Consider the following 18,539-nt stretch of genomic DNA (forward strand, 5'->3'; position numbering starts at 1 on the left):
TTTAAAATTTAGGGTATTGTACTTTTTCCATATTATAACGATTGGTTTCTTTAAACGTTTGAATAGTCTGATTAAAGTTAGCTTGATTCCATTCTATTTCAAATGTTTCAATCGTGGAGTCAGTTGCAAAATCAAGTAAATCAGATTGGCCTTCTGTTACAACTATCCTTAACATCTTTATAAAAGCATCTATATACCCTTTTTCAATGCCTTTTTTTAAATCAAAAGGGAAAACCGCTAAATAATCATCTAGAATTATTTTTGATTTTTCTGGATCATAAAAACAAATGGCGTCTTCGAACTGGATTATATTTTCTGTGTTTACTGTTCCCTCAACATCTTGGATAACTAATTCAGGCTCCGTTTCTGCGTAGATTGTAAAAGTTACTTCAATTACATTCAATCTTTTTTTCCATTCAATAGACCAATCAAATTCTAAATTAGCTTCACTCATAGAACTATCTAAGTAATCAATCATATCTTGTTTTGTCATTTTGTTTCCTCGATTCTCATAATTGTATTATTTACACATTCCCACCCAAAGCCATTGTCTAGTTTCCCTTTTTTAACAGAAATATAAGGATTTCCAGATACGGTATACCGCAATAAAGCATCTGTCCATACTCCTTTATTAGGAATACCAATTCGAGCAGTTTTATCAATCTTTTTCGGTTTTTTTCTTTCTATTTGAGATAAATACAAAGACTCTTTATTAATTAAAGTTCCATCATCTTTTTTATCTATTCCCATTGCTTTTGTTAATTTTCCTGGACCATTTGTTAATAATAACCCTTCCTTTTTTCTTCTTTGAGTCATCAGTTCAATTCCAGTATGAGGTTCTATTGCACGAATTAATATAGCATGTGGGATAGTTGACTCTTGTACAACTATATTTAATAATTGATGAGCATGCATGGAATAAACATAGATTGTACCTGCTTCTTTATACATTGATTCTATTCTTGGTGTCCGTTTCATAGCATAACTATGGGCCGCTTCATCTAGTTCTCCGAGATATGCCTCAGTTTCAACGATCCATCCCGAACAAGTTCCTTCTTTAGTTACTTTAATTAAAAGACAACCTAATAAGTTCTGAGCAATTTCTTCTGTTGTCATATTTGAATCAAATAAGAAATCCATTTTAGAGTAAACACCTGCCTAAAAATAAGTACTCTTACATCACAAGTATACAACAAATAGTTCCTATCCGTAAATACACCTTAACACTCCAACTGATTTTTTTATGAAATAATAGCACTGGAAAAAGTAAAAAAAACAGCAAAAGTTTTTAGCTCTTGCTGTTTTTTTCACTTCAATCTTATTAGTTGAATACTGATTAACCGATATTAATCTTTTTCAAAAGAAAAATATTTTTCTTTCGTTTTTTCAAATGTATCTGAAATAGTGTGAAAAGATTGTGCATGGATTACATGTCTAGCAATTTTAACGGAGTGGTCTCCGATTCTTTCTAAACTTGAAACGATATCAATAAACAATATCCCATCACCAGATCTTTCAGAGCCATTATTTACTGATTCAATGTATTTTTTGCGCATTTTAATTTCCATTTTGTTAATTAGTGGATCTTGACTAATAACTTTTTCAGCTAAATCACTATCGTCTTCTTCATATGCAAGAACAGCATTTTTAACGATAGACTCTACCATTTCAAACATTTCAATAACGTCTTCGTCATAAAGTAAAGGTTTATCACTATTCGTACGGCCTTTTTCTTTGTTTCTAGCTTTATTTTTCTTTTCAATTTTTAGAACTTCTTTGACATTTTTAGCGATATTCTCACTATGATCTCCAATACGTTCTAAATATTTCATAATATCAATCAAAGAACTTAACTCATTAGATTCTGCGACTGTTAATTTTTCTGCAGAAACAACCATTAAGTATTCAGTCAGTCTTCTATCAATTTTATTTACAGCCTCTTCTAAATTTTCTACCGTAACAAAATCACTATCTTTTTGACTCTGAAAATAGGTAAATGAATGTTGGAATTCTTCAATTGCAAATTTACTCATTTGATTAATTTCTAGCTTTGCTTGATTTAAAGCCAAGTTAGGTGAAATTTGAATAACTTTCGTATCAAGATTTGTCGTATCGTACACGACAATTGAATCTTTCCCAGGAATAATTTTTTCCATTAAATTAGCGATGTTGTTTATAAACCAAAACTGGATTAACACGTTCCCAATATTAAACAGTCCATGGGCAAACGCTATCTGTAAAGCTGGATTTAAACCTAGTGTTTGACTAATTAACACAACTAGGTTTGTAAATGGGTTAAGGAATATTAAGAATATTATTGTTCCTACAACATTAAAAAGGACATGTGCACCTGCTGTTCTTTTTGCAGCTGTACTAGCTCCAATAGTTGCTAAGATTGCTGTAATCGTTGTTCCTATATTATCTCCAAATAAGATTGGCAACACAGCATCTAGTGAGACACTTCCCTGCATGTAAAGCTTTTGTAGAATACCAACAGTAGCGCTAGAACTTTGCATAATAAGAGTCATACCTGTACCAGTAAAAGCTGCTACAATTGGATGATTAGATAAATTAACCATTAAATCGGTAAATGCTGGTAAGTCTTCTAAAGGTGCCATTCCACTACCCATTAATTCTAGACCATAAAATAAAGCACCAAAACCAAACATAATTTGTCCAGCATTATTGATTACTTGTTTTTTAAAGAAAAAGAGCAATATTGCACCGATTCCTAAAATCGGTAAAGCATATTCGCCTACATTAATCCCAATTATAAATGCAGTAATCGTTGTACCTATGTTGGCCCCCATAATAACACCAATTGCTTGACGAAGTGTCATAAAACCAGTACTTACTAGACCAACGGTTAAAACTGTCGTACCAGAACTACTTTGTATTAAAATTGTTACTAATATCCCAGTCAAAACCGCTCTTAGGGGAGTAGAAGTAAACCTATTTAGTAATTCACGTAAGCTATCACCTGCAGACTTTTGCAATCCGTCTCCCATAATCTGAATACCAAATAAGAAAATCCCTAGTCCACCTAAAAATTGGAACACCATTAATTGTACATCCAAAACTTTTCCTCCATTCAAATGGAAGCTCTTAACAAGCGTTTTTCAACTTACACTTAAACTTCCTTCTCTATTATCCAGAAACACTCTACATTAATCAATAGTTATTTTCTTTTAACTTTTTTAATGTAGCATACTTTTTATAAACAATTTAAACTATCTAATTATTCCCCATATATTCTGCTAATTTTTCCATTGCTGTTATTAGAGTAGCCATGCTAGCAGCATAACTAATACGAACATACCCTTCACCACCTGGACCAAATGAATCTCCAGGAATGAAAGCTACTTTACCTTTTTTTGCTAAATCTAAACAGAAATCCATGCTATCTTGAATGTAACCACTAGGTATTTTAGCAAATAAATAAAAAGCTCCATTTGGTTTAGGACAAGTAAATCCAAGTTTTTGTAAACAATCATAAACATAGTCTCGTCGTTTTAGATACTCAACTTTCATAAGCTGCGCATCATCTTTACCATCTCTAAATGCAACTAATGCTGCTTTTTGTGCCATAGTAGCTGTAGAAGTTATTAAAAACTGGTGTACTTTATTAATTTCTTGAATTAAATTAGCTGGTCCACAAAGTAAACCAATTCTCCAACCTGTCATAGCATGAGATTTTGAAACACCATTTATCACTAACGTTTGATCAGGGATAAATTTAGCGATTGAAACATGTGTACCACTATAAGTTAACTCACTATATATTTCATCACTTAAAACAATGAGGTCATGTTTTTTCAACTCATTAGCTAAATTAATAACCTCGTCCCTTGTATAAGTAACGCCTGTAGGATTATTAGGATAGTTTAACACAACCGCTTTTACACTTTCTCCATGCTCCAACAAAGCTTGTTGAACCATTTCTGGAGATAAAACAAAATGATTACTAGAGGTATCAATAAAAATAGGTGTGCATCTGCTAAGTATAGTAACAGGTATGTATCCAGGGAAAATAGGTGTAGGAATAATAACTTTTTCGCCTAGATTTAAGATTCCAAATAATGCCGTATAAATTGCTTCTGTAGCACCTGCTGTAACTAAAATCTCTGATTTGGGATTGTAACTTAAGTCATACTTTTCTTTTAAAAAAGATGAAGCCGCTTCTCGTAAAGGTAATTCACCTGCGGTTGGTGCATAATGTGTATGATTATTTTTAATAGCATCCATTCCAGCTATTTTAATGTGCTCCGGAGTATTAAAATCAGGTTCTCCTAAAGTTAATTTCGTTATTCCAGTAATTAGTGAAACTTCTGCATCAAACTTTAAGATCGAAGAAGGTTGTATCAGGGTTAATTGTTCATTTAGATTGCTAGACATAGTCTTCCTCCTCAAAATATAATAGTATTTTTCAATCGCTTTGCAAACCCATTCTCTGTTTAAATGAGCAGGAGCAATAATGTATAGCCTATTACGCCCAATAAAAAGCTGGTCAAACTACTTTCTTTTTCTTCTGGTAATTCTTCTTTTAAAGCATTTAAAATAATTCCACCTATTATAAATGCCTGTAGTATTGATAATACGAATTCATTTACTTCAGTTAGTACACCTACAAGCCACCCAAAAATAGGTGCTATTGCTAAAAGATACCTCGCGTATTGATCATATACTTTTATGTGGTCTCTTCTAAGGGACCAATCATTTGTTATAAAATGAACACTCAGTGCAATGAAATAAAAAAATATGCCATAGGAATTATCAAACTGTTCTTTAACTAAAAGGTAGCCAATAATTGCATTATAGATAAAAAACGCGCTCATATGAATCCAAAAAACAGATGCATCTGCTTTAGTTTTTTCTTTTAATTGTAAATTATTTTTAGAACTTTTTGCTAAACGCTCTAAAGTATAGAATAAGACTAACCCTACTAATGCAATAATATAAATATGATTTTCTATATGTCTCCAAATACTGTTCTCTAAACGATCTAATAAAATTAATTGATAGTCATTTAACTTTGGTAATAAATCAACAAAAACATAAGAAACCGCAACACCGCCAGAAAAAGATAAAAACTTACTACGAGGCGCTTTATCTGCAAACCGCATATATTTTGAGGAATAGTGGATTAGGGTAAATCCCATAACACATAATAAACTAATTATAAAATCCATTTGCAATACCTCTTTCGTTATTTATCAAAAATTATAATAAACTAAATAGGTAAACAAGATATATTTTTATGTTTATTGCTCAAAAAGAAAAAACTACTAATAAAGATTTTGTGATCTTATTAGTAGTTTTTTACAAAAAAGCATGTTTCATCTTAGAATAGTTAAAATTTCTTCGGTAGGCAAATGGTAGACAAATGTTGTTATTCTAGTATTTAATTAAACGTTAAACCTTGATAGGACGGTTTATTTATCGTCGTCTATCTTAAGAACGGACATGAACGCTTCTTGTGGAATTTCAACAGATCCGACTTGTTTCATTCGTTTTTTACCAGCTTTTTGTTTCTTCAGTAATTTTTGGCGACGTGTTACATCTCCACCATACAACTTAGCCGTTACATCTTTACGTAATGCTTTAATTGTCGAACGAGAAAGTATTTTGCTACCTATTGCCGCTTGAATTGGTATTTCAAACTGTTGTCGAGGAATAATACTTCTTAATTTTTCAACGATAGCTTTCCCTCGATTATAAGAAAAGTCATTATGAACTATAAAGCTTAACGCATCTACATTTTCTCCATTTAAGAGGATATCCATTTTCGCTAAACGACTAACTCTATAACCTATCATCTCATAGTCTAATGAAGCATAGCCTTTAGTACTAGATTTTAGTTTATCGAAGAAATCATACACGATTTCAGACAAAGGAATTTCATAAACAACATTAACTCGATTGTTATCTAAATAATCTAGCGCAATAAAGTTGCCTCGTTTGTGTTGTGCTATCTCCATAACCGTTCCTACATAATCATTTGGCACCATAATATTCGCTTTTACGTAAGGTTCTTCAATAGACTCAATAACACCAGGTTCTGGCATGTCTGCTGGGTTTGAAACCACTAATTGGGTTTGATTCGTTAAATTGACATGATAGATAACTGAAGGCGCTGTTGTAATGAGGTCTAAATTGAACTCTCTTTCAAGTCTTTCCTGAACTACATCCATGTGTAGAAGTCCTAAAAATCCACACCTGAAACCAAATCCTAATGCTTGTGAAGTTTCTGCTTCGAATTGTAAAGCCGCATCGTTCAGCTCTAATTTTTCTAAGGCTTCACGTAAATCAGTAAAACGTGATGAATCAACTGGATACATACCACAATAGACCATAGGGTTCATTTTTCTATAGCCAGGCAATGCTTCTGACGCTGGATTATTTGCTAATGTTATTGTATCCCCAACACGTGCATCTTGGACAGTTTTTATATTAGCTGTAACATAGCCTACATCACCAACCATTAAAAAGTCTCTTTTGATTGGTTTAGGTGAGAAAACGCCAACTTCCGCAACTTCAAATGTTTTATTCGTATTCATTAATTTCATTGTGTCGCCTGTCTTAATAATACCATCCATCACGCGTATATTTAAAACCACACCACGATAGGAATCATAGGCTGAGTCAAAAATTAATGCCTTCAATGGGGCATCTAAATCACCATCAGGAGCTGGAACTTTCTCAACAATTTGCTCTAAAATATCTTCGATACCTAAACCAATTTTAGCACTAGCTAATACAGCCTCACTTGCATCTAGTCCAATGATGTCCTCAACTTCTTGTCTGACTCTTTCAGGATCCGCAGCAGGTAAATCAATTTTATTTATAACCGGAAGGATTTCTAATTCGTTATCTAAAGCTAAATAAACATTAGCTAACGTTTGAGCTTCAATCCCTTGTGCAGCATCTACAACAAGTATAGCTCCCTCACAAGCGGCTAAACTCCTTGAAACTTCATACGTAAAGTCGACGTGTCCTGGAGTATCAATTAAATGAAAAGTATAATTTTCACCATTTTTAGCTGCATAATTTAACTCTACAGTATTTAATTTAATTGTTATTCCTCTTTCACGCTCTAAATCCATTGAATCTAAAAGTTGTTCTTGCATATCACGATCTGCTACTGTGCGCGTCATTTGTAAAATACGGTCTGCTAAAGTAGATTTACCATGGTCAATATGAGCGATTATAGAAAAATTTCGCATATTTTTTTGTCTTTCAATTAATTCTTTTTTATTCATTTAATTAATGCCTACTTCCATGTTTTATTCCAAAAAGTGTCACTTTAAATTATAACAGTCAAATGCCTTAATTACAATGTTTAGAATAACTGCTTTCAACGAAAAAAGAAGCCTAGATACCTAGACTTCTTTTCATTGTTTTTATTTCCAATCTTTTTTAAAAGCATCTTTTACTTTCCCAAAAAGTGATTCATCTTGTTCGGTTACTTCAATGCCACTTTCTTTTGCAAAATCGCGTAAAATTCGTTTTTGTTCTGAAGATAAATCTTTTGGTGTAATTATTTTTATTTTAACGTGTTGATCGCCGTTACCAGCCCCTCTTAAACGCGGAGCTCCTTTAGCTTTCAACCTAAAATTAGTACCTGTCTGAGTTCCTGCTGGGATTTTTAGTTTAACTTTACCGTGAACAGTAGGTACTTCTATCTCATCACCTAAGGCGGCTTGTATAAAGCTAATTGGTAGTTCATAGTAAATTTCTGAGCCATCACGATCAAATAAATCGCTAGATTTCACCCGGAAAACAACGTATAAATCTCCATACGGTCCACCATTTTTCCCGGCTTCTCCTTGACCATTTAGTCGCATCTGATTTCCATCCTCAACACCTGCTGGAACGGTTACTTTTACAGAATGCTTTTCTTTAGAACGACCAGAACCGTAACAAGTAGGACATTTTTCTTTAATTTCTTTACCCTTTCCTCCACAAACATCACATGTCTGACGAGTCATTACACGACCAAGAGGTGTATTGCGCTCTACATTTAATGTTCCTGCACCATGACACTTAGTACAAGTTACTGGGTGTGTTCCAGGCTTAGCGCCATCTCCATGACATGTTTTACATTCTGCTTCCCTATTGTATTGGATGGTTGCTTCTTTACCGAAGATGGCTTCTTCGAATTCTAAGTCCATTCGATATTGCAAATCTTCTCCCTGTCTTGGAGCATTAGGATTAGCTGTACGACCTCCGCCACCGAAGAAAGATTCAAAGATATCTTCAAATCCTCCGCCGCCGAAACCGCCGCCGCCAAATCCTCCACCAAATCCTCCGCCACCATTACCAAAATTAGGATCGGTACTGGCATGACCGTATTGGTCATATGCAGCTCGTTTATTTCCGTCACTTAGTACTTCATACGCTTCAGTGATTTCTTTAAACTTTGCATCTGCATCTGCTTCCTTATTTATGTCTGGATGAAATTGTTTTGATAGTTTACGATACGCTTTTTTAATTTCTGGATCTGTAGCACTTTTTGATACGCCTAAAATTTCATAATAATCTCTTTTTGCCATAATATCCCTCCATCGTCACAAAGATAACTCTTCATAGAATACGATTACTAAAACTCAACTTCAAGAGCATATCATATCTAGAAGAAAAAGCCAAAAGCATTTTGCCTTGGCTTTTACTTTATCATCCTATTTGTTGATTATTTGTTGTCATCTACTTCTTCAAAATCAGCATCAACAACATCGTCATCTCCACTTTGTGCAGCTTCAGGGTTAGCTTCTGCTTGCTCTTGAGCAGCCTGTTCATAAAGTTTAACCGTTAAAGCTTGTACGATTTCATTTAATTCATCACGTTTTGTTTTCATTGCTTCTAAATCATTAGACTCAACAGCAGCTTTTAATTCATCACGAACACCTTCAGCTTTTTTAACTTCTGCTTCGTCTACTTTGCCTTCTAATTCACCTAACGTTTTTTCTACTTGGAATAATAATTGATCTACTTCGTTACGTAAATCAACTTCTTCTTTACGTGCTTTATCAGCTTCAGCATTAGCTTCAGCATCTTTAACCATGCGTTCAATTTCTTCATCAGATAGACCTGAAGATGATTTAATTGTAATAGTTTGCTCTTTTTGAGTTCCCAAATCTTTCGCGCGTACGTTAACGATTCCGTTTTTATCAATATCAAATGATACTTCAATTTGTGGAATTCCACGAGGAGCTGCAGGAATATCAGTTAATTGGAAACGTCCTAAAGTTTTGTTATCTGTAGCCATTGGACGCTCACCTTGTAAAACATGTACATCAACTGCAGGTTGATTATCTGCTGCTGTTGAGAATACTTGTGATTTAGTTGTTGGAATCGTTGTGTTTCTGTCGATTAATTTTGTAAACACACCACCCATTGTCTCAATTCCTAATGATAATGGTGTAACATCTAATAATACGATATCTTTAACATCACCAGTAAGAACACCTGCTTGAATAGCAGCTCCCATAGCAACTACTTCGTCAGGGTTAACTGATTTGTTTGGTTCTTTGCCTGTCTCTTTGCGAACAGCTTCTACTACTGCAGGAATACGAGTAGAGCCACCAACCAAGATAATTTCATCTACTTCAGAAGCAGACAGTCCAGCATCTTTTAAAGCCTGACGAACAGGGTTTTTTGTGCGTTCTACTAAATCATAAGTTAATTCATCAAATTTAGCACGAGTTAAGTTAACTTCTAAGTGTAAAGGACCTGATTCTCCAGCCGTAATGAATGGCAAGCTGATTTGTGTTGAAGTAACACCTGATAAATCTTTTTTAGCTTTTTCAGCTGCATCTTTCAAACGTTGAACGGCCATTTTATCTTTTGACAAATCAATTCCATTATCTTTTTTGAACTCTTCTGCAAGATACGCAATGATTTTTTCATCAAAGTCATCTCCACCTAAATGGTTGTCTCCTGCTGTAGAAAGAACATCAAATACTCCGTCTCCTAATTCAAGGATAGATACGTCAAATGTACCACCACCAAGGTCAAATACAAGAACTTTTTCTTCTTTATCTGTTTTATCTAAACCGTATGCCAGTGCTGCAGCAGTTGGCTCGTTAATGATTCTTTCTACTTCTAAACCAGCAATTTTACCAGCGTCTTTAGTTGCTTGGCGTTGTGCGTCATTGAAATAAGCAGGAACTGTGATAACAGCTTTATCCACTTTTTCTCCTAAATAGCTTTCAGCATATCCTTTTAAATATTGTAAAATAGTTGCTGAAATCTCTTGAGGTGTGTATTTTTTCCCATCAACATCAACACTGTAACCAGACTCACCGATATGGCGTTTAATAGAGCCAATTGTGTGTGGGTTTGTAACTGCTTGACGTTTAGCAACTTCTCCTACTTGCATTTCTCCGTTTTTAAATGCAACTACGGATGGTGTAGTTCTATTTCCTTCTGGATTTGCTATAATTTTAGCTTCTCCACCTTCTAAAATAGCTACTGCTGAATTTGTTGTACCTAAGTCAATACCAATTATTTTACTCATTTTTAATTACCCCTTTTTATTATAGTTTATTTTACTTCATTTGAGCTTTTATTGAGCAACAATAACCATTGCTGGTCTTAAAACTCTATCTTTTAAAGAATAACCTTTTTGAAATACATTTACAACTGTATCGGCTTCTTGTCCTTCTTCTAGAGGTGCTGTTTGAATTGCTTGATGATAATTTGGATCAAAAGGTTGATTTAACGGGTCAATAACTTCAATACCTTCATTTTTCAAGGCAACTTTGACTGACTCCATCACCATCTCTAATCCTTTTTTCAAACTCTCGCCTTGAGCGTCTGTAACTTCAATGGCCAAAGCACGTTCTAAATTGTCTATCACTGGTAATAATTCCGTAGCCAATGATTGTGAACGGTACTTAGCAGTATCTTCTTTTTCTTTTTGGTTTCTTTTACGCATATTAGCTAACTCAGCCTGTAAACGAAGATACTGATCTTCTTTCTCATCTAAATCATTTTTCATTTTCTCTAATTCATCGATTTCTTCAATTTCTTCAATGATGTCACTCTCTTCAGATTGAATTTCTTCAACGGTTTCAGGAGAATCTTCACTAGTGTTTTTATTCGTTTCTTCTTGATTTTCATTCATCCTACATCGCTCCTTTTTGATTAATCTTCCATTGAATGGTAGTAATCCATTACTTTTTTTGAAAGCTCATTTCTAAAAACATCGACTAAGCTAATCATTTTTGAATAAGGCATGCTAGTCGGTCCTAACAAAGCAATCATTCCTGTTCCATAACCTATAACGTTATAGCTTGCAGTTATCAGGCTAAATCCCTCGAATCGTTCATCGTCTAGCTCTTGACCAATCTTAACCTCAATCCCACTTTGAGGAGGAGTTAATAAATGTGCTAAATCACGTTGATCTTCCATTAAAGAATAAATTAATTTGAATTTCTCAACATTCATTCCGTTAGAATAGTCTAGCATATTCATTCTTCCACCTACATGTATCTGATCACGTCCAGTTTGTAGTATAAAGGTGTCGAGTGCTGAAGAAATACCTGCTGCTGATTTAGCATACTTATTAATTAATGCAGGAATTTCTGTTTCGAGTTTTTTAAATACTTCGATCAAGGTATGACCCACTAATCGTTCATTAAAAATATTCACCATTTTTTCTAAGTCCTTAGGCTGGATTGTTTTCGGTAAAGAAAACATTTGATTTTCAACATGCCCTTTATCTGTCACTAGTATCACCATTACTTTATTTTCAGTTAACGGAACTAATCTAAAGCCAGTCAATCGGCTATCTTTCAACTCCGGTCCTAAAGAAATAGCGGTATAACTAGTTAATTGCGAAAGAACTTCAGCAGATTGGATAACAATTTCATCTAACTGATGAAAATCGTTACTAAACGATTTCTTTATCGTTATCAAATCCTTTTTCTGAACTTCCATCGGATGGATAAGATGGTCAACATAAAAACGATACCCTTTAATTGAAGGGATTCTTCCTGAAGAAGAATGAGTTTTTTCAATAAACCCTAGCTCCTCTAAACGAACCATTTCATTACGAATGGTAGCGGAACTATAACTCAATCCTGCTTCATTCATTAATGTCTTAGATCCAATCGGAGTGCCATAATTTGTGTAGAGAAAAATGATGGATTTTAATATGAGAATTTGTCTTTCCGTTAACATAGTAACATCACCTCTTTATTTAGCACTTAAGATAGATGAGTGCTAACACAAGTATTAATTTACCAAAGATATTCATACCTGTCAACGATTATTACTTTTTTTATACAAAAAATTATTTATTATTTAAAATTTAGTCCTTAAGGCTTAATTTACTTACTAAAGCTTTCTTAAGGTCTTTTTTATATGAAAAATATTAGTTTAAACTAAATAAATCTTGCTACAAATTTTTATTCAGTCAAATTAAATAATTAAACGTTAAAGTAAATAAACCCGACAGTTAGATCAGATAACCTAACTGTTGGGTTTATTTCATCTTCCTTATAAAAGGATATCTTTTTTTTATTTTTTGTTTCGTGTTCTAAAAAATAGTTTAGTATCTTCTTCATCTTTTTTTAGTTGTTCAACTAAGGCTTCGATTGAATCGAATTTCCATTCATTTCTTAAATATTCTAACCAATAGACCGTTACTTTTTCCCCGTAAATATCCTGATCAAAATTTAATATATAGACTTCAACAGTTAAAGGACGACCCGCCTCAAATGTAATGTTATGTCCGATTGATGCCATTCCTTGATACCGTTCATTCCCGACAAGAATCTCAACTACGTACACGCCAACGGTTGGGATACGTATATCTTTAGTCACATTAATATTAGCCGTTGGAAAACCTAATAGTCTACCACGTGCGTCCCCATGAATAACCCGGCCTGTTGTTTCATAAGTATACCCTAACAAACGATTAGCTTCCGCTATATTTCCGCTATCGATTGCCTTTCTTATACGTGTAGAACTAATTTTAGCATCATTAATCGTTTGTTTTTCAATTACCACGATATCAAACCGATTTTTTGCGTATTTCGGAAGATGTTCCATAGAAGCTATCTCTTTTTTTCCATAAGTATAATCAAATCCTGCTACAACTATCTTTGCATTTAAGTCTACAATGTAATGATTAACAAACGATTGAGGGTCTAGTGATGCGAATGATGAAGTAAACTCTATTTCGTATAATATATCAACACCTAAGTCCTTCATAATTGCTTCTTTTTTTTCTATCGATGATAAATAATACATATCTTCAACTGCTATTTTTTTAAAAACAATAGAAGGATGTTGATTAAACGTCATTACGGACAATTTAAGGTTATTTTCTACTGCTAATTGTTTTGCTTGTTTGATAACTTTTTGATGACCTCTGTGGACTCCATCAAAAAAACCTAAAGCCATGACAACATTCACAGAAGGAATTTGACTTTTCTTATAAGGGTGACGTAATTTTATAATTTCCATACTAAAAAAGCTCCTTTATTGAAATGATCTCAGTCCTTTAATTGGTTTTACGCTATCCAGCTTAACGGGATGTTTCCCATAAATGCTCCAAGCTAGACCTTCGTACATAACAACTAATGGGAATGTAGCTTGATTGCCAAAAACAGTCCTTGGTAGTACAGCCCCATTTTTCACTTTATTCCAAAGTTCTTCATCAATTTCAACTGAATCAAGCTCTTTTATTCCGTATTCTAACGGAAATAATCGTTCTTGAATGGTTTCATCGTTCATTATATCCGTTACTTGAGATAAAGTTAAACAATCTTTTGATTCAAATGTTCCGCTTGAAGTACGGGTCAAATCTGACATATGCGCTGGGTAACCTAATGATTCTCCTAAATCTACAGATAACGTTCTTACATAGGTACCTTTCCCACAATCTACTTCAAATCTCCAAGATACTGTTTTTTCTTCTTCATTCAAAATTGGAGCTGTTGTTCGGATAAATTTTTTGATTCTTGCGCTTCTACTTGGTCTTTCTACGATTTCACCTGCTCTTGCATATTCATACAAACGTTTCCCGTTAACTTTTACAGCAGAAAACATTGGTGGAATTTGAGTAATAATACCTTCCATTTTAGCCATTGCTTGATCAATTTCTTCAATTGAAGGTGTTTTTTCTACAGCGCGTCGTTCAACAATCTCTCCACTTTTATCTTCTGTAGTTGTCGAAAAACCTAAAGTGATTTCACCAATATAACTTTTTCCTGTTTCCATCATATACTCAACCACTTTAGTCGCATTCCCGATGCATATAGGCAATACACCATCAACATCAGGATCCAAAGTTCCAGTATGACCAATTTTTTTTGTTTTTAATATTTTTCTGAGCTTGAAGACGCAGTCGTGACTTGTCATACCACGTTCTTTCCACAATGGAAGAATACCATCCAAAATAAATCCCTACTTTCTTTTTAAAACTCTAACAATGTATCAAAATTTAATGAAATAAATAAAAAATGAAAACAATCAATACTTTTGTGTCCATTTTATTTAGTAACACTAATAAATTCCTTTTCACGCATTTCAAATAACACTTTATTTCGCATGGCACTATCAAAGCTAATTGTTCGTCGGTATTGTTCTTTATTTAATTCATCGCCAGCCCAACAACTGTAAAGTTCTATCTTATTTGAATCTTTAAAATAAGACGTTAAGAATGATAAAAATCCTTTTTGTTGACTATCATTTACAGCTCTAGCTTCATCCATCATTTTGTAGTAGTCTTCTACATCGTTTGTAGTAAACCCATCAGGAACAACTGTATCATTTTCAATAGGCTCCCATACCGGAAAATCTGTTGTTTGGTAAACGTAAGGAGTGCTAAAATGCTTTAATATATCTCCCGATTTAACTATCTCTAAAACTTCAAATGTTCCAACGATCTCTGCTTCTTTATCATAAAACCTAATTTGATCAATAGTTACAGCGTCATTATTAGTTTGAGCTCGTATATAGTCCACTACCATTTCGTCTGTCACACCTGCATCTAACGTATCTCGTGCGATTAACGCAACAATATTCGTATCGTCTAACGGATGACTCTCTATTTGTACTTCTGTTCCAATATATGAGTATAAGCTCATTCTTATCTAACCTCCAAATATACTATTAATTGAATTTACACTATACTAATGCAAAAAAATAATATGGGTCTGAGACAGTTGTCTCAGCCCCATATTAAATCGCTAGTAATAACCATTAGAAAAACAAGTCAAAAAACTTTTTCTATAATTATTCACTCTTGTTTAAATTACGTAACAACTCATCAATTCGGCTACCATATAAAACAGATTCATCTAATGAAAAAGTTAGTTCAGGCGTTTTATATAACGTCAATCGCTTCCCTAATTCACTTCGAATCAATCCAGTCGCTTTATCTAAACCTAGTTGAACTCTTTCAAGATCTTTTTCTTTTTCAGATAAAATACTATAGTAAATCGTAGCTTGTTGTAAATCTCCAGTTACTTTCACTTCCGTAATTGTAACGTTTGATACGCGCGGATCTTTCACGCGTTTTACTAAAATATCATTGACCTCTTTTTGAATTTCTTGAGCTACTCGCCCAGTTCTAAAATTCGCCATGATTCTTCCTCGCTTTCTTCATCTTTTCTTATAATAAAAATGAAAAGATTACTTACGTTTAACTTCAACCATTTCATATGCTTCAACAATATCATCAACTTTTAAGTCATTGAAATCTTTAATCATGAAACCACATTCAAAGCCTTTTTTAACTTCTTTTGCATCGTCTTTAAAGCGTTTCAAACTAGCTAATTCGCCTTCAAAAATAACGATATTTTCTCTGATTAAACGAATACTGCTGTTACGAGAAATATGACCATCTGTTACAAATCCACCAGCAATTGTTCCTACTTTAGAAACGGCAAACGTTTCACGAACAACTACTTGTCCTGTAACTTTTTCTTCATATTCTGGATCTAACATACCTTTCATTGCTGTTTCAATTTCGTCAATAGCATTATAAATAATACGGTGTAGACGAATATCAATTTTCTCTTGACTAGCTTGTTCTTTAGCTTGTGGAGTTGGACGTACGTTAAAGCCAATAATGATGGCGTTACTTGCTGCGGCAAGAGTAACATCACTTTCATTGATAGCTCCCACTGCTGTGTGGATTATTTTAACACGAACACCCTCAACTTCAATTTTCTGTAGACTAGATGCTAGTGCTTCTGATGAACCTTGAACGTCTGCTTTAATAATAACATTTACTTCTTTTATTTCTCCATCTTCTAGACTTGAGAATAAATTATCTAATGTTACACGATTAGTTGTTAGACGTTGGCTAGCCATCGCTTTTTGAGCACGTGTTTCACCAACTGCACGAGCTGATTTTTCATCTTCGAATACAACAAACTGATCGCCAGCTTGTGGAGCAGCATTCAAACCAGTGATTTCTACTGGAGCAGAAGGGCCTGCTGTTTTAACACGTCTACCAAGTTCGTTAACCATTACTCGTACACGTCCGTAAGTATTTCCTACTACAATTGGGTCCCCAACGCGGAGTGTTCCTTCTTGGACAAGTAAAGTGGCAATAGGACCTTTACTCTTATCTAGACGAGCTTCAATTACTGAACCTAACGCAGCTCTCTTAGGATCTGCTTTTAAATCTTCTACTTCTGCAACTAATAAAATCATTTCTAATAGTTCATCTAAATTCTTAGCAAATTTAGCCGAAATTTCAACAAATATTGTATCTCCGCCCCATGATTCTGGAATCAAACCATATTCGGTTAATTCTTGCATTACTCGTTCAGGATTAGCTGTAGGCTTATCAATTTTGTTAACAGCCACAATAATCGGAACTTTAGCAGCTTTTGCATGGTTGATAGCCTCAATCGTTTGTGGCATAACACCATCATCAGCAGCGACAACAATAATAGTAATATCCGTAACGTCCGCACCACGAGCACGCATTGTAGTGAAGGCAGCATGCCCTGGTGTATCTAAGAAGGTAATCGTCTTTCCGTTAGACGTTACTTGGTATGCACCGATATGTTGTGTAATTCCGCCTGCTTCACCTAAACTAACTTTAGTATTTCTTAAAGAGTCTAACAATGTTGTTTTACCATGGTCAACGTGTCCCATAATAGTAACAACTGGAGGGCGAGTTGCTAAATTCTCTTCTTTAATTTCTGTATCAAAATAAACATCTAAATCTGAGACGTCAACTTTTACTTTTTCTTCTGTCTCAACACCATATTCTGCTGCAAGAAGCTCAATAGCATCTTTAGTCAAGCTTTGGTTTAACGTTGCTACAACACCAAGTAGGAAAAGTTTTTTGATAATTTCTGCTGGCTCACGATAAATTTTCTTTGAAATCTCAGCTACAGTCATTCCGTCAGTGTAGACTAAAACATCTGGTAACTCCTTAAATTTACGCGGAACTGGTGGTGCTACTGGTTTAGTTTCTCCACGTTTGCCTTTTCTCTTACGTTTGTTAAATCCACCGTGAGTACCTTGTGCTCCACGGTAACCGCCACGTTTGTTACTGTTCCCAGTTGTTTTTTGTTCCATTGGATTTGTCGTACGTTTTACAACTGGAGCTGCTTTTTTTTCAGCAGGTTTTGCTGCTGGACGACTTGTTGCTGACGTTGCTTTTTTAGTATTATCTGTTTTTGGTTTTGCATTACTATTGGATTGATTCTGTTTATTTACTATACCCTTACCGCCTTTTTGTGTTGTATTTTTTTGTGTGTCTTCTTGTTTTGTCATTGTAGGTGAATTCCTTTTCTTGTTTGCAGCAAATGTTTCATTTAGCATCGCAACTTGTTTATCTTCCATTGAAGACATATGACTACTATAATTAATTCCTAATTCTTTAGCCTTTTCAATTACTTTCTTAGTAGGTAGATCATGTTTTTTTGCAAATTCAAATACTCGCAAATTAGCCATTTTAACAACCTCCGTTAATTTAATAATAATTCGCGGATTTTTTTCCCAAAGCCGTTATCTAAAGTTGTACATATCGTACGTTCTTTTCCGATTGCATGACTTAACTCTGCTTTTGTAAAATGAACAACTATCGGAATATTATAATAACGACATTTATCCGAGATTTTTTTCTTAGTTTGTTCACTAGCATCAGTAGAAACCAATACTATTTTTGCTTGCTCTTTTCTAATTTCTTTTAATGTTAAATCTTCACCTGTAACCAATTTACCAGCTTTCATCGCTATGCCTAAGAGGTTAAGAGCTTTTTGATCTTCATTCATAAACTCATCCGCGCTTTCTGACGTGTGACATAATCTAATAGTTCTTGATAAAAAGAATCTGTCAAAGCTATTTCAAATGTACGATCTAAAATACGTTTATCCCAGGCAAGTTTAACAATTTTTGGGTCAATTGATACATAAGCACCACGTCCTGCCATTTTGCCGCTTGGATCAATACTGATTTCGCCTTCTTTATTTTTCACTATACGAATCATATCTTTTTTAGGTTTCATTTCATTTGAAGCAATACATTTACGCATTGGAATTTTACGCTTTTGCATATCTTTC

Annotated in this window: 17 protein-coding genes; all 17 read right to left on the bottom strand. The window is 34.1% G+C overall.

What is annotated here, in order from left to right:
- Nucleotide 1: 1 nt before the first annotated feature.
- A complete protein-coding gene (locus WBF61_RS08370; protein WP_424255590.1) occupies nucleotides 2-493 on the bottom strand; it encodes a DUF3013 family protein in 492 nt (163 codons plus the stop codon).
- Complete coding sequence (locus tag WBF61_RS08375; protein WP_424255592.1) at nucleotides 490-1,140, bottom strand: DNA-3-methyladenine glycosylase; 651 nt, start codon at nucleotides 1,138-1,140, stop codon at nucleotides 490-492. Before WBF61_RS08375 ends, WBF61_RS08370 begins: the two co-directional genes overlap by 4 nt.
- Nucleotides 1,141-1,346: 206 nt before the next feature.
- Nucleotides 1,347-3,077, bottom strand: coding sequence for a Na/Pi cotransporter family protein (locus WBF61_RS08380; protein ID WP_424255594.1), 1,731 nt, complete (start codon nucleotides 3,075-3,077; stop codon nucleotides 1,347-1,349).
- 157 nt (nucleotides 3,078-3,234) lie between these two features.
- Nucleotides 3,235-4,395: an aminotransferase class I/II-fold pyridoxal phosphate-dependent enzyme gene (locus tag WBF61_RS08385; RefSeq protein ID WP_424255596.1), complete on the bottom strand. Its 1,161-nt coding sequence runs from the start codon at nucleotides 4,393-4,395 to the stop codon at nucleotides 3,235-3,237.
- Between the two features lie 59 nt (nucleotides 4,396-4,454).
- Nucleotides 4,455-5,189, bottom strand: coding sequence for a hypothetical protein (locus tag WBF61_RS08390; protein ID WP_424255598.1), 735 nt, complete (start codon nucleotides 5,187-5,189; stop codon nucleotides 4,455-4,457).
- A gap of 243 nt (nucleotides 5,190-5,432) precedes the next feature.
- On the bottom strand, nucleotides 5,433-7,259 hold the full coding sequence (gene lepA, locus WBF61_RS08395) for a translation elongation factor 4 (RefSeq protein WP_424255600.1): 1,827 nt from the start codon (nucleotides 7,257-7,259) through the stop codon (nucleotides 5,433-5,435).
- A gap of 141 nt (nucleotides 7,260-7,400) precedes the next feature.
- A complete protein-coding gene (gene dnaJ, locus WBF61_RS08400) occupies nucleotides 7,401-8,555 on the bottom strand; it encodes a molecular chaperone DnaJ (RefSeq protein ID WP_424255712.1) in 1,155 nt (384 codons plus the stop codon).
- Between the two features lie 134 nt (nucleotides 8,556-8,689).
- The gene (dnaK, locus tag WBF61_RS08405) at nucleotides 8,690-10,516 is read right to left on the bottom strand and encodes a molecular chaperone DnaK (RefSeq protein WP_424255602.1); all 1,827 of its coding nucleotides are present in this window, start codon (nucleotides 10,514-10,516) and stop codon (nucleotides 8,690-8,692) included.
- Between the two features lie 48 nt (nucleotides 10,517-10,564).
- A complete protein-coding gene (grpE, locus tag WBF61_RS08410) occupies nucleotides 10,565-11,125 on the bottom strand; it encodes a nucleotide exchange factor GrpE (protein WP_424255604.1) in 561 nt (186 codons plus the stop codon).
- A gap of 20 nt (nucleotides 11,126-11,145) precedes the next feature.
- Complete coding sequence (hrcA, locus tag WBF61_RS08415) at nucleotides 11,146-12,183, bottom strand: heat-inducible transcriptional repressor HrcA (protein WP_424255605.1); 1,038 nt, start codon at nucleotides 12,181-12,183, stop codon at nucleotides 11,146-11,148.
- 339 nt (nucleotides 12,184-12,522) lie between these two features.
- Nucleotides 12,523-13,473, bottom strand: a complete 951-nt coding sequence (ribF, locus tag WBF61_RS08420) for a riboflavin biosynthesis protein RibF (protein WP_424255607.1) — start codon at nucleotides 13,471-13,473, stop codon at nucleotides 12,523-12,525.
- Between the two features lie 15 nt (nucleotides 13,474-13,488).
- Nucleotides 13,489-14,406, bottom strand: coding sequence for a tRNA pseudouridine(55) synthase TruB (gene truB, locus WBF61_RS08425; protein WP_424255609.1), 918 nt, complete (start codon nucleotides 14,404-14,406; stop codon nucleotides 13,489-13,491).
- 95 nt (nucleotides 14,407-14,501) lie between these two features.
- On the bottom strand, nucleotides 14,502-15,098 hold the full coding sequence (locus tag WBF61_RS08430; protein WP_424255611.1) for a hypothetical protein: 597 nt from the start codon (nucleotides 15,096-15,098) through the stop codon (nucleotides 14,502-14,504).
- A 148-nt stretch (nucleotides 15,099-15,246) separates the two neighbouring features.
- The gene (gene rbfA / locus WBF61_RS08435) at nucleotides 15,247-15,597 is read right to left on the bottom strand and encodes a 30S ribosome-binding factor RbfA (RefSeq protein WP_424255613.1); all 351 of its coding nucleotides are present in this window, start codon (nucleotides 15,595-15,597) and stop codon (nucleotides 15,247-15,249) included.
- Nucleotides 15,598-15,645: 48 nt separating this feature from the next.
- Nucleotides 15,646-17,931 (bottom strand): translation initiation factor IF-2, encoded by a 2,286-nt coding sequence (gene infB, locus WBF61_RS08440; protein ID WP_424255615.1) that lies wholly within the window; start codon nucleotides 17,929-17,931, stop codon nucleotides 15,646-15,648.
- A 14-nt stretch (nucleotides 17,932-17,945) separates the two neighbouring features.
- A complete protein-coding gene (locus WBF61_RS08445) occupies nucleotides 17,946-18,251 on the bottom strand; it encodes a L7Ae/L30e/S12e/Gadd45 family ribosomal protein (protein ID WP_424255617.1) in 306 nt (101 codons plus the stop codon).
- Nucleotides 18,248-18,532, bottom strand: coding sequence for an RNase P modulator RnpM (gene rnpM, locus WBF61_RS08450; RefSeq protein ID WP_424255619.1), 285 nt, complete (start codon nucleotides 18,530-18,532; stop codon nucleotides 18,248-18,250). The genes WBF61_RS08445 and rnpM overlap by 4 nt, the downstream gene beginning before the upstream one ends.
- Nucleotides 18,533-18,539 lie beyond the last annotated feature (7 nt).

This window comes from Carnobacterium sp. (genome assembly GCF_049673005.1).
Lineage (GTDB): Bacteria > Bacillota > Bacilli > Lactobacillales > Carnobacteriaceae > Carnobacterium_A.

Coding starts and splice junctions, on each gene's coding strand:
- WBF61_RS08445 (WP_424255617.1), bottom strand. CDS start 18,251: ATGAATGAAGATCAAAAAGCTCTTAACCTCTTAGGCATAGCGATGAAA.
- WBF61_RS08430 (WP_424255611.1), bottom strand. CDS start 15,098: ATGAGCTTATACTCATATATTGGAACAGAAGTACAAATAGAGAGTCAT.
- ribF (WP_424255607.1), bottom strand. CDS start 13,473: ATGGAAATTATAAAATTACGTCACCCTTATAAGAAAAGTCAAATTCCT.
- WBF61_RS08370 (WP_424255590.1), bottom strand. CDS start 493: ATGACAAAACAAGATATGATTGATTACTTAGATAGTTCTATGAGTGAA.
- WBF61_RS08375 (WP_424255592.1), bottom strand. CDS start 1,140: ATGGATTTCTTATTTGATTCAAATATGACAACAGAAGAAATTGCTCAG.
- infB (WP_424255615.1), bottom strand. CDS start 17,931: ATGGCTAATTTGCGAGTATTTGAATTTGCAAAAAAACATGATCTACCT.
- lepA (WP_424255600.1), bottom strand. CDS start 7,259: ATGAATAAAAAAGAATTAATTGAAAGACAAAAAAATATGCGAAATTTT.
- grpE (WP_424255604.1), bottom strand. CDS start 11,125: ATGAATGAAAATCAAGAAGAAACGAATAAAAACACTAGTGAAGATTCT.
- WBF61_RS08390 (WP_424255598.1), bottom strand. CDS start 5,189: ATGGATTTTATAATTAGTTTATTATGTGTTATGGGATTTACCCTAATC.
- rbfA (WP_424255613.1), bottom strand. CDS start 15,597: ATGGCGAATTTTAGAACTGGGCGAGTAGCTCAAGAAATTCAAAAAGAG.
- WBF61_RS08385 (WP_424255596.1), bottom strand. CDS start 4,395: ATGTCTAGCAATCTAAATGAACAATTAACCCTGATACAACCTTCTTCG.
- dnaK (WP_424255602.1), bottom strand. CDS start 10,516: ATGAGTAAAATAATTGGTATTGACTTAGGTACAACAAATTCAGCAGTA.
- hrcA (WP_424255605.1), bottom strand. CDS start 12,183: ATGTTAACGGAAAGACAAATTCTCATATTAAAATCCATCATTTTTCTC.
- rnpM (WP_424255619.1), bottom strand. CDS start 18,532: ATGCAAAAGCGTAAAATTCCAATGCGTAAATGTATTGCTTCAAATGAA.